Origin of the sequence: Pseudomonas palleroniana, assembly GCF_022836895.1 — a bacterium.
GTDB lineage: Bacteria > Pseudomonadota > Gammaproteobacteria > Pseudomonadales > Pseudomonadaceae > Aquipseudomonas > Aquipseudomonas palleroniana.
Genome location: NZ_CP092411.1, coordinates 2526922 through 2539572, shown reverse-complemented (window position 1 = coordinate 2539572; position 12651 = coordinate 2526922). Strand labels below are relative to the sequence as shown.

6 protein-coding genes are annotated in these 12651 nt (G+C 62.3%); 2 read left to right on the top strand and 4 right to left on the bottom strand.

Annotated features, from left to right (window positions below):
• The first annotated feature begins 97 nt into the window (after positions 1-97).
• Positions 98-1480: a class II fumarate hydratase gene (locus tag MJP36_RS11620; RefSeq protein ID WP_104994375.1), complete on the top strand. Its 1383-nt coding sequence runs from the start codon at positions 98-100 to the stop codon at positions 1478-1480.
• Here MJP36_RS11620 and MJP36_RS11615 read toward each other — a convergent pair.
• The 3 genes from MJP36_RS11615 to pap form a co-directional block, all read right to left on the bottom strand.
• Positions 1477-2433: a DMT family transporter gene (locus MJP36_RS11615; RefSeq protein ID WP_104994376.1), complete on the bottom strand. Its 957-nt coding sequence runs from the start codon at positions 2431-2433 to the stop codon at positions 1477-1479. The two genes, MJP36_RS11620 and MJP36_RS11615, sit on opposite strands and share 4 nt — an antisense overlap.
• A 70-nt stretch (positions 2434-2503) precedes the next feature.
• Positions 2504-3688 carry a thiolase family protein gene (locus tag MJP36_RS11610; protein WP_060755935.1) on the bottom strand — a complete coding sequence of 395 codons (1185 nt, stop codon included), beginning with the start codon at positions 3686-3688 and terminating at the stop codon, positions 2504-2506.
• Between the two features lie 320 nt (positions 3689-4008).
• Positions 4009-5517 carry a polyphosphate:AMP phosphotransferase gene (gene pap, locus MJP36_RS11605; RefSeq protein WP_205343456.1) on the bottom strand — a complete coding sequence of 503 codons (1509 nt, stop codon included), beginning with the start codon at positions 5515-5517 and terminating at the stop codon, positions 4009-4011.
• 154 nt (positions 5518-5671) lie between these two features.
• Here pap and mnmC point away from each other — a divergent pair, with 154 nt between their 5' ends.
• A complete protein-coding gene (gene mnmC / locus MJP36_RS11600; RefSeq protein WP_244385389.1) occupies positions 5672-7645 on the top strand; it encodes a bifunctional tRNA (5-methylaminomethyl-2-thiouridine)(34)-methyltransferase MnmC2/FAD-dependent 5-carboxymethylaminomethyl-2-thiouridine(34) oxidoreductase MnmC1 in 1974 nt (657 codons plus the stop codon).
• A 7-nt stretch (positions 7646-7652) separates the two neighbouring features.
• Here the strand turns inward: mnmC and MJP36_RS11595 are convergent, their stop codons facing one another.
• Positions 7653-12479 (bottom strand): NEL-type E3 ubiquitin ligase domain-containing protein, encoded by a 4827-nt coding sequence (locus MJP36_RS11595; RefSeq protein WP_244385388.1) that lies wholly within the window; start codon positions 12477-12479, stop codon positions 7653-7655.
• Positions 12480-12651: the final 172 nt, after the last annotated feature.

The window sequence follows — 12651 nt, the reverse complement described above, 5'->3', positions numbered from 1 at the left end:
TTGTCGGACGTGGATTTGCCGATGAAAAGTCTTTTAGGGAACCCGCCCGGCCGATCACAGCCTAAACTGCGCAAACGAACCTGAAGGAGTGTGCCCGATGAGCCGTATCGAAACCGACAGCCTGGGGGAAGTTCATGTCCCGGAGGACGCTTACTGGGGCGCGCAGACCCAACGTTCGCTGGTGAATTTCGCCATCGGTGAACAACGCATGCCGCTTGCGGTGCTGCACGCCCTGGCCCTGATCAAGAAGGCCGCTGCACGGGTCAACGACCGCAACGGCGACCTGCCCGCCGATATCGCCCGCCTGATCGAACAGGCCGCCGACGAAGTGCTCGACGGGCAGCATGACGATCAATTCCCATTGGTGGTGTGGCAGACCGGCAGCGGCACCCAGAGCAATATGAACGCCAACGAAGTCATCGCCGGCCGTGCCAACGAGCTGGCGGGCAACAAGCGTGGCGGTAAAAGCCCGGTGCACCCCAACGACCACGTCAACCGCTCCCAGAGCTCCAACGACTGCTTCCCCACGGCCATGAGCATCGCCACCGTGCAGGCCGTGCATCAACGGCTGCTGCCCGCCATCGCCAATCTTTCCGGCGGTTTGGCGGAGCAAGCGGCCAGGCACATGAAGCTGGTGAAAACCGGTCGCACCCACATGATGGACGCAACGCCGATCACCTTCGGCCAGGAACTCTCGGCCTTTATTGCCCAACTCGACTACGCCGAACGCGCGATCCGTGGCGCCCTGCCCGCCGTGTGCGAGCTGGCCCAGGGCGGCACCGCCGTCGGCACCGGGCTCAATGCGCCCCACGGTTTTGGCGAGGCGATTGCTTCCGAGCTGGCGGCGTTGTCAGGCTTGCCGTTCGTCACGGCCCCCAACAAGTTCGCCGCCCTCTCCGGCCATGAGCCTTTGGTGACCTTGCACGGCGCGCTGAAAACCCTGGCCGTGGCGCTGATGAAAATCGCCAACGACCTGCGCCTGCTGGGCTCCGGCCCCCGCGCCGGGCTGGCCGAAGTGAAGTTGCCGGCCAACGAGCCGGGCAGCTCGATCATGCCGGGCAAGGTCAACCCGACCCAGTGCGAGGCGCTGACCATGCTGGCCTGCCAGGTACTGGGCAATGACGTGACCATCGGCCTTGCCGCCAGCCAAGGGCATTTGCAGTTGAACGTCTACAAACCGGTGATCATCCACAACCTGCTGGAATCGATCCGCCTGCTGGCCGATGGCTGCAATAACTTCCAGGAGCACTGTGTCGCCGGTCTCGAGCCTGACGCTACGCAGATGGCCGAGCACCTGGAGCGCGGGCTGATGCTGGTCACGGCACTCAACCCGCACATCGGCTATGACAAGTCGGCAGAGATCGCCAAGAAGGCTTACGCCGAAGGCCTCACACTACGGGAGGCCGCGCTGGAGCTGGGCTACCTTACCGATGAAGAGTTCGAGCAATGGGTCCGCCCTGAGGACATGCTCGGCAACTAGGAGGCCATGCGCAAGCGCCGGGCCTTGAGCCCGGCGAGCAACGACGGAGCCAACGCCACCGTCGCCGAGCCCAGCACCACCACCAACGCCCCGGCATAGCCCAGGGCGTTGATCTCTTCGGCCTGCACAGCGTCCGGCCACCACCACGCGGCCAGGGCCACCGCGACAAATGTCACCAGGGGCGTGAGCGCCAGGGTCGCACTGACCCTGGACGCTTCCCAATGGGCCAACGCCTCGGCGAAAGCGCCATATGCCACCAGGGTGTTCATGCAGCAGGCCAGCAACAGCCAGCCTTGCAGCGGGCTCAGGTCCAGCGCTTCCAGTGGATGCGCCCAGGGTGTAAGCAGCAAGGCACAGAACAGGTAGATCACCATCATCACCTGCAGCGAATTCCACACCGTCAGCAGTTGTTTCTGGCCCAGGGCGTAGAACACCCAGATGGTGGTGGCCAGCAGGATGGTCAGCACCCCGGCGGTGTAGGCCCCAAGGGACGTCAGCAGTTCGTCCAGGCGCTGGTTGAAGAACAGGCCAAAGCCGATGATCAGCACCACCAGGCCCAGCCCCTGCCCCAGGCTGAAGCGCTCCTTGAACACAAACACGCTGGCGACCATCAGAAAGATTGGCCCCATCTGCACCACCAGTTGTGCGGTACCAGGGCTGAGCATCTTCAGGCCAACCAGATACAGCACGTAGTTGCCCACCAGGCCGCACGCCGCCATGACCACCAGCCAGCCGCCCCTGGGGCCGAGCACCTGGCGGCTGGGCAAGCGTTTGGTGAGGGCGAGGTAGACGAACAAACAACCGCCGGCCACCGTCAGGCGAAACCAGGTGACGGTGATCGGGTCCATGACCTGCAACACTTGCTTGAGTTTGATGGGCAGAATGCCCCACAGCAGCGCGGTCAGCAGGGTCAGGAGAAAACCATAGACCCAGCGGCCGGAAGAGATGTGCATGAGTGCCCCAGAAGCCAGAGGGAGTGGAGCCGCATTCTAGGGGCACCCGATGCACTTTGTGTAGCGAAGATCAGCGCACCGCTTCGAACAACCCGGTCGCGCCCATGCCGCCGCCCACGCACATGGTCACGATGCCATAACGCAGATTGCGTCGTTGCAACTCACGCACCAGGTGCCCCACCTGCCGCGAACCGGTCATGCCGAAGGGGTGCCCGATGGCGATCGAACCGCCGTTGACGTTGTACCTGGCATTGTCGATTTCCAGGCGATTACGCGCATACAGGCACTGCGAGGCAAACGCCTCGTTGAGTTCCCACAGGTCGATATCCGCCACCTGCAAGCCCTTGGCCTTGAGCAGCTTGGGCACCGAGAACACCGGGCCAATGCCCATCTCGTCCGGCTCACAGCCCGCCACCGTGAACCCACGGAAAAACGCCTTGGGCTTGAGCCCCAGCGCCAGGGCTTTTTCCAGGCTCATCACCAAGGTCATCGAGGCGCCGTCGGACAACTGCGACGAGTTGCCCGCCGTGACCGATCCATCCTCGGCAAATACCGGTTTCAAGCCTTGCAGGCTGGCCAGCGTGGTGTCCGGACGATTGCAATCATCACGGTCAACCACCCCCTCGAGCACCTGCACTTCACCCGTGTGCTTGTCCTCAACCTTGTACTTCACGGCCATCGGCACGATTTCATCACTGAACAGACCCTCAGCCTGGGCCTGGGCCGTGCGCTGCTGGCTCTGCAGGGCATACAGGTCCTGCTCTTCACGGCTGACGTGATAACGGCGCGCGACGATCTCGGCGGTCTGGCCCATGGGAAAATACAGACCCGGCACCTGCTCCTTGAGCAACGGGTTGATCAGGTGATCGGTGTTGACGCTTTTCATGGTCAGGCTGATGGACTCGACGCCACCGGCAATAATGATATCGCTGCAACCCGAAGCGATCTGGTTGGCCGCAATGGCAATCGCCTGCAAACCCGACGAACAGAACCGGTTGAGGGTCATGCCTGCCGTCCCGGTGCCCAACTGCGAGAGCACCGCCACGTTACGCCCGATGTTGTAGCCCTGGGCGCCTTCGTTGGAGCCGGCGCCGACAATGCAATCCTCCACACTCGCCGGATCGATGCCATTGCGTGCGAGCAGCGCGTTGACGCAATGGGCCGCCATGTCATCGGGACGGGTCTGGTTGAACTTGCCGCGAAAGGATTTGGCCAGGCCGGTTCGCACACTGTCGACGATCACTACTTCACGCATGGGCTACCTCGATCTTGTCATTATTGGGAGAGCCCTCGAGGATAGATCCGAGCCCTCCCAACCGCGACGATCATTCACCCCGCGTATGCAAAACCATGATGGTGTAGTGAGCGGCGGGGCAAGCCCTATGCCAGTCAATTAAGCGATAAAGCGGGCGATGAATAAATTGTGGGAGGGGCGGTGCGACGATTCGACTTGCTCCCGATAGGCCGCGCAGCGGCCTCAAAAATGGGCCTGCTACGCAGTCCATCGGGAGCAAGCCCCCTCCCACAGTGACCGCGTTAATCCTTAACTGACTGGCATTAGGGCAAGCCCGCTCACTACCGTTTCTTGTCGTGCTTGTCGGATTTGGCGAACGCTTCTTCCAGCGCCCGGTTGATCGTGCGCAGCACCTTGACCCGCGCCCAGCGCTTGTCATTGGCCTCCACCAGGGTCCAGGGCGAAACTTCGGTGCTGGTGCGGTCGACCATATCGCCCACGGCGGCGCGGTAGTCGTCCCACTTGTCGCGGTTGCGCCAATCGTCCTCGGTGATCTTGAAACGTTTGAAAGGGATATCTTCACGGGCCTGGAAGCGCTCCAACTGCGTCTCCTTGTCGATGGCCAGCCAGAACTTGACCACAATCACGCCCGCGTCGCGCAGTTGCTCTTCGAAATCGTTGATCTCGCCGTAGGCACGCATCCAGTCGGCCGGGGAACAGAAACCCTCGACGCGCTCCACCAGTACGCGGCCATACCAGGAACGGTCGAACACGGTGAACATGCCGCGTGCCGGTATTTTCTGCCAGAACCGCCACAGGTAAGGCTGGGCGCGTTCGTCCTCACTGGGCGCGGCAATCGGCACGATATGGTATTGGCGTGGGTCGAGCGCCGCCGCCACACGACGGATCGCCCCGCCCTTGCCCGCCGCATCATTGCCTTCAAACACGGTGACCAACGCGTGCTTGCGCATGCGCTTGTCGCGCATCAGGCCGGAGAAACGCGCCTGTTCGGTAATCAGCTGTTCTTCGTAATCTTCTTTTTCCAGACGCTGGGTCAGATCGAGGGCGTCCAGCACGCTCTTCTTGTCCACCGAAGCGATCAAGGGCGCCGGGTTCATGCCGCTGGATTTACCTTTGGCCAGCTTCAAGGCGTTTTGCAACCCTTCGAGCAGCAACTTGCCCACCGTGAGGCTGCGGTAATGGGCATCGACCCCTTCGATCACATGCCACGGCGCGTAGTCGCGACTGGTTCGGCGCAGGATACGTTCACCGAAATGCACGAACTTGTCGTAGGTCTTGGATTGCTGCCAGTCCAGCGGGCTGATGCGCCAGCTGTGCAATGGGTCATCCGCCAGAGCCTTGAGGCGAGCCTTCATCTGCTTCTTGGACAGGTGAAACCAGAACTTGAAGATCAGTGCCCCTTCATCACAGAGCATCTTTTCCAGGCGCTCGGCACCGGCAATGGCCTGATCGAGACGGGCGTCCTTGATCTCGCCGTGCACCCGGCCTTGCAGCATCTGGCTGTACCAATTGCCGAAGAACACCCCCATGCGCCCCTTGGCAGGCAACTGGCGCCAGTAGCGCCAGGCCGGAGGCCGGGCCAATTCTTCATCGGTCTGCTGGTCGAAGGTGCGCACCTCGATCAGGCGCGGGTCCATCCACTCATTGAGCAGCTTGACCGTCTCGCCCTTGCCGGCGCCTTCGATGCCGTTGATCAGGATGATCACCGGAAAACGCTTCTGCTGCTGCAGTTCATACTGCACTTCCAACAACGCTTCGCGCAGCGCCGGCACTTCGGCGTCGTAGGTGTCTTTGTCGATGGCGTGACCGATTTCGGCGGATTCGAACATGGGGCAGCTCCGTTTCAAGATGGCTCAAGACTAGCGGATTGGGCTGCAGTGCGCGGGAGGAAATTCGATGTGCACTTGCCTTGGGTCAATTCAACGCCCCGTGATCGGCTAGAATGGCCGCCTTGCCTTTGCCGCTGTTTTTTATGAGTTGCCCATGACCCCCATCACCCACGCCCAGCTCGACTGGGATGACCAAGGCCGCCCGCACTCGCGGGTGTTCGACGATGTGTACTTCTCCGATCAGTCGGGCCTTGAAGAAACCCGTTATGTGTTCCTTGAGCAAAATCGTTTGCAGGAGCGCTTTGCCGCCTTGCCGGTAGGCGGGCATCTGGTGATTGGTGAAACCGGGTTTGGCACCGGCTTGAATTTCCTGTGCGCCTGGCAACTGTTCGAGCAACACGCGGTAGCCGGTGCACGGCTGCATTTCGTCAGCGTGGAAAAATACCCCCTCAGCCACGCCGACCTGCGACGTGCCCTCGCCCTCTGGCCCGAACTGCAACCGTTCGCCGAACAACTGCTGGCGCAGTACATCGCCATCCACCCGGGTTTTCAGCGCCTGGTGCTGGATAATGGCCGCGTGACCCTGACGCTGTTGATCGGTGATGTACTGGAACAATTGCCGCAACTGGACGCGCAGATCGATGCGTGGTTCCTCGACGGTTTCGCCCCGGCGAAAAACCCAGAGATGTGGACCGCCGAGTTGTTTGCCGAACTGGCACGCCTGGCCGCGCCGGGCTCGACCATCAGCACCTTCACCAGCACCGGCTGGGTGCGCCGTCTGATCAATGCCGCCGGGTTCAAGATGAAGCGCACGCCGGGTATCGGCCACAAGTGGGAGATCCTGCGCGGGGAATTTATCGGTTGGCCGAGCGAAGCCCCACCACCACCGGCAACCAAGCCCTGGTTCGCGCGACCGGCGCGTTCTCAAGGCGAACGTAAAGCCCTGGTGATCGGTGGCGGCCTGGCCGGTTGCGCCACCGCCGCCAGCCTGGCTGCACGCGGTTGGCAGGTGCACCTGCTGGAGCGCCATGAGGCACTCGCCCAGGAGGCTTCCGGCAATCCGCAAGGCGTGCTTTACCTCAAGCTTTCAGCCCACGGCACTGCCTTGTCCCAGATGATCGTCGCCGGGTTCGGGTACACCCGTCGTTTGCTGGAACATCTGCAGCGCGGGGTGGACTGGGATGACTGCGGTGTGTTGCAACTGGCCTTCGATGCCAAGGAAGGTCAGCGCCAGGCGCAACTGGCCAATGCGTTTGCCCCGCAGTTGCTGCACCCGCTGAACCGGGAAGAGGCGCAAGCCAAGGCGGGAGTGGCACTGGCACACGGCGGGCTGTTTTACCCCGAAGGCGGTTGGGTACACCCGCCCGCCCTGTGTGACTGGCAAGCGCGTCAGCCTGGCATCAGCGTGCAGCCCCTTCACGAGGCGCTCGAACTGCGCAAGGTCGATGGTCAATGGCAGGCCTGGGGCGGTGAACAGCTGCTGGCCAGTGCACCGGTGGTGGTATTGGCCGGTGCGGCCGAAGTCCAACGCTTCGCCGACCTGCCCCTCAAGCGCATCCGCGGGCAAATCACCCGTTTGCCGCAAACTGTCGAGAGCGCCGCACTCAAGACGGTGGTGTGCGCCGAAGGCTATGTGGCCCCGCCGCGCCTGGGCGAACACACCTTGGGCGCCAGCTTCGACTTCAAGAACGATGACCTCACGCCCACGGCCGCCGATCACGCCGGCAACCTGGCGCTGCTCCAGGACATCAGCGCAGACCTCGCCCAACGGCTGCATGCCGAAGCCCTCGACCCTGCCCATCTGCAGGGTCGCGCAGCCTTTCGCTGCACCAGCCCGGACTACCTGCCCATCGTCGGCCCGCTGGCTGATCGCGCGGCGTTTGACCGGGCCTACGGCATATTGCGTAAAGACGCCCGCCAGGTGCCGGATACGCCCTGCCCCTGGCTCGACGGCTTGTACGTCAACAGCGGCCACGGCTCTCGCGGCCTGATCACCGCGCCACTGTCGGCCGAACTGCTGGCGGCCTGGATCAATGACGAGCCACTGCCGGTTGCCGCCAGTATTGCCGAAGCCTGCCATCCGAACCGCTTTGCCGTGCGCGCGTTGATCCGCGCAAAAGCAGGCTGAGCGCCCCTCAGGGCAAGGGGCAGAGCCCCAGGTCATCGATGCGCAAGGCATCCTCGCTCAGGCGCCGGATCTCGGCCGCCTGGGCTTGTTGCTGCTCGTGCAGGATCACGTTCATCTGGTCGCGATAATCGATGTCACTCAGGGTCAGGCTCAAGTCGAACACCTCGTTCACACGCCGGTTGTACGGCTCATTCAAACGCTCGAAACGGCTGCCGAAGACGCGCTTCAGATAGTCTGTCCAGAACGGCAGCTCGACCAGATAATTCAACAGGCTCGACGACATTTCAGCCGTCCTGACTTGCTGCTCGGCGCTGTCCAGCGCACTGGGCGTCACCCCACCCAGGCGCGCAAATCGCATATGCAGGGGTTGCCCCGGCAGGTGGAAGCGGTCGACCAGCCCAGTGCGATAAGCGAGGCTGACTTCCAGCGGATCTACCGCAGGGTTGCTGTCACTGTGGCGGCGCGCGATACCTTCCAACTGGTCCAGTCGAAACAATCCCCTGGCCAGTTTCAGCAACGGTTTGGCCGTCAGTACCCGGCCCTCGATCAAGCGCGTGGCGTCGCTGATCTCCGTGAGCACTTCCAGTGTGCTGAAATTGTTGGCCGCCGCATCATCGCAACGCAGCGGTGTAGCGGCGCGCTGAAACACCTCCTCGCGCAAATCCTCGTCGTCGGCGGCGGCCATCAGCACGCGCCACACTCGTCGATCGAGGTCTTCATGCACAAAGCGCGCATCCGCCGTGCCGCCCAGTTCGGCGAGCAAGTTGAACAGGCCGTCGGAGCCCGGCTCATCCGCGAGGCCTCGCCACACCCGGTTCTTTTCAGCGTAATAGCTCACGCCTTCATCGCCTAACCACAGCTCCCGGGCGCGCTGTTCGCTCAAGCGCGCAAGGTCATCCTCAAGGAAACCCATGCCGGTGCCGTGGTTGCGCCGATAATTCTTCAGCGCCAGTCGGCTGGAGAATGACAGCGGGTTGAGCCGCAGGTTGAATGCCTCGGTAAACCGTCGGGGCATGGTGAACAACCAGTCCGGCAATACCTGGATTTCGTTCTGGCGCAAGTCGACATGCTCCAGCCACGGCAACCGCCGGCAACCCTCGGGAAAGTCGGTGAGCCTGCAATTGCGCAGCAGCAGTTCGCGGAGGTCGAGCATTTTCCCCACTTGTGGCACATCAATCAGCGGGTTTTCGCTCAGGTTCAGCGAGTGCAGGTTGCGCAGGTCGGCCAGCTTGCGAAGGGTGTGTTCGGTCAACTGCAACTGATTGTTGGCCATGTGCAACCGCACCAACTGCGGCATTTGCCCGAGCACCTCGGGCAGCCGCGTGATGTGATTCTGTGTCAGGTCGAGGGTGTGCACCGCCTTGAAGTGCTTGAGAAAATACGCAACGTCATCGCCCAGGCGCATATTTCTCAAAGACAAACGCTGAACATGCTCGAATTGAATGGACGCCGGCAACGTCGGCAAGCCTCCCAACAGCATGCCGTCGAGTTCAAGGGTCGGCACACGCAAGCCGTGCTCGTCGCGCGCCAGGCTCATCCGCCGCCAGCACTGCTCGATCAGCTTCATGGCCTGGAGCCGGCTCAGGCGCTGATCCCAGGACGCAATCGCTGCGCTGTTACTCGGAGCCCGCTGATTGCTCCAGGTTTTCAGCGCCCCGTGCAGTGAGGCGAAGTCACGCTCAAGCGCCTCCACCCTCATGGCCCGGGACACGTGGTCTTGGCCGGCGCCCTCGATCAATTGTGAAACTTCCACGTCGCTCAAAAGCGGATACAACTTTTTAAGCTTACGCACCAGCGCCGGCGGATGCGCGGCGGGCGTCCTCAGTTGCGCTTGAATACAGGATGACGGCGCGGCTTCAGGCATGCCCCGCTCTGGCCACAGGTAGCCCTTCACGCGGTGCCGTTCGCCCTGGGACTTGAAACGCAGTTGGCTGCGCAGTTGACTGCCGGTGCGCGCGCCAGCCAGGCGCAAGGCAGTGCGCTGGGGATCCAACAGGCAATCGACGATTGCCTCATACAAACCGTCCGGGCCGGTGATGTGCGCGCCGAGAGTATGACCTTGCTCGTCAAACACCTGAAAACCCTCGGCGGACTCGACGATCGTACGGCGCACTGCCGCGCCGGCAGGCCCGACCTGCTCAAGGAGGCGTCCGGTCAAATGCCCTTCGCGCACCTGGAACGAAAAATCCCGTGGCCAACCCGGCAAACGCTCAAGCGTGCCCAGCGCAATACGTCGCGTCCCCGCGTTGGCCAATTGCGGCCAATAAAGGCCCATCAGCGCCTGGTCCTCGTGCAATTTATCCAGGATCTGTCGGGTTTTGCGCGCCAGGCGCAACGGAACACGGCCGCTCTCGTGCAAGACCCGGCGATCAGTCGTGCGGGCCTGGGAGGCCAGCTCCCAGGCCACTCGGCGTGGCAACTGGGGATACTGCGCGATCAAAGGCTCCAGTTCCCCCTGGGCAATACCTTCGTAATCCTGATAAAGACGATGGTGCAACTGCGCATGCTGTGTGTTGACGGTCGCCAGCAGCTGCTTTCGAAGCACCTCGGGCGCCTGTTCCCGCGCAACGGTTTGCCCAAGCAGCTGTGTACGTTCTTCACTGCTGAGCGCTTGCAGCAGCACGTCCATCACCTGACCCTCCTTGAGCTGTTGCTCGCTGATAGGAACAGGCAGGCCCTCATCGTCGAAGGGTTCCCGGAACGCCAGGCTTTCGAGCACATTGCCCGGCTCGTCGCGCACCTCAAAAAAGCGCCGCTTGGGCCACCCCGGCATCAACGGCAAGGCGAGCATTTGCACACGGGCGGTGGCAGCATCGGCGCGCGCGCCCTGCTCAAGCGTATAGGCCAGCGCGCCGATTTTATGATGCAGGCGCCAGCGCGCTACGGCGTTCTGAACACGCTCCGGCAAGGGTTCGTGCTCCAGGGCCAGATGTTGCACGTCGGCCAGTGCCAGTTCGGTGATGGCCGCGAGGCTGTTCAACGGGTCCTCGGGTACTGCACTCAAGGAGGGATCGATCCGCCTCAGGTTATAAGAGGGCGAATGCCAGTCCTGCGGACGCTCGAATGCGTGCTGCCAGCCACCCTGCCGGTTATGCTCCAGGGGCGGGCGCCAGGCCTCAGGTCGTCGCGGGTGCAGGGCGCGCCACTTGCCCATGACCGGATCAAAGCTGATCGCGTACAGCGCGCCATCGATGTTCGCATAGGCACTGCCGTTGGCCTGGTAGATGCCTCTGGAGTCGACGTCCCATCCGCGCTGGAACATTTCCGGCGGCTGACTGTACGGCGCCAGCCGCGGGCGCCACAGCCTCGAGCTCTGATCCTGCAAGGCGATGGGCTCGACTTTTTCAAAGAACCGCGAAGACCGGGTGAGCTGGCGTTTGAGGCTGCCAACGACTTTCCCGCCTGCGGCGAACAGCATCATGCCCACAATGTTTTCCGCCACGTTGAACAAGTGGTGGAGCGCCTCGTCCTTCTCGCCGTGAGCCCAGTCCTCGACGCCTTCAAACACCTCGCCGAGCAGTTGGCCGACAGCCACGCCCATCATCAGTTGGCCCAGTACCGGGACGACAAAACCCGCTACGTTGAGCATGTTCAGCCCGATATCCAGATAGGTTTGCCGGCGTTGCTGCCAGGCCTCTTCATCCACTTCGGCCTTGGGCACCGCCAATACCAGGGCATCGAGCTGGATCTTGCCGATACAGGCCTGAACCAGGAAATCCGACAACCGTACCTGTATCGGGATCACTCGTAACGGGCCGACCTTGCGCGCCGTATCGTAGCGCTGGAAAAACTCCAGGCGCTCAGACTCATCCAGATAAGCCCCGAACGTCTTGCGGTAAGACTGCGCTTGCAACATCAGGCTCAGATAAAGCTTGAAGTCCTCCAGGTGCGCGTATTCGTACCATGGGCGCAGCGGTTCGTTGGGCATGTAGACCACAAAATGCCTGGTCGGCAATTGGCCGGGGGGCTCCCGGCTGAACAACATGACGCCCCACAGGCAGACGCCGTCGATATTCAGGCCTTGCCAGATCCACGGCTCATTGGCCGGAATCGAACTGTGCGATTCATCCGCCGGCTGGTCAGCCTTGATCAGGTTGAGCAACCCGTCGTAGGTCGGCTCGCCGAGGTAACCCTTGGCATAGGCGATATGCAGGTCCATTTGCAGGTCGAGGCTTTTGGATTCGCCAAGATCAAAGATTGTCCGATTGAAACCCTGCCCATCGGCGCCCGGCCCCCGCAGGTTGAATACGCTGCGCACGTGAGCCTGGTAGGCCGCCCCCAGATCCAGCTCACGGCAGTAGCCGACAAACTCGGTAACCGTCATGCCGGCGATGGCCTGCCCGGTAGCCGCGCTGCGCAGCAGCGCCGAAGCGGACAAGCCACCAGGTTCGGCCTGGCTCTCGGAAAAGTTTTTCATCGCCGCCTGCACCAGGCTGAGGGTCTCGACCGTCACGGTCTCTTGCAGGGCGCCTCCCAGGTCCGCGCCGACGCCCGACAAGCTGCGTTTTGACAGCTCCAGCGTGTCACGCTCCACTTCCACGCCCGCTACGCCCTTGCCCAGTAAAAAAGTGCGTAATCGCTCAATGCAAAACCTGTCCAGCGACTGCAGGCGCCCGAGCCGTTGCTGAGCACGCAGGCGCGTCTCCTGGCTGTCACGGTGGGTTTGTTCGATCGCTCGCAGAGTAGTGGACTTGGCCTCCAGCAGCCAATGCGGCAGCGTGGCCTGCAGCGCCCGGGCCTTGCCCAGGTCGCCGGTCATCTCCAGCAGGGCAGCCTCCATCTCGGCTTGGGTCACAGGCTTTGCGGCATTGAGCAACTCGCGTCTCGGCACCATCGACAACGTCTTCCTTTGCGTTGAATAACGATGGATACGATAAGCGCGAAATACAGGAAAACAGATTCGAATACCCCCGCATTGTCCTGTGCGATCAATGCAGATTTTCTATGCAAACTTGCGTTATTTGACGCCAATTCGCTGCACACCGCGCCCGACAAGGACCGGGCAA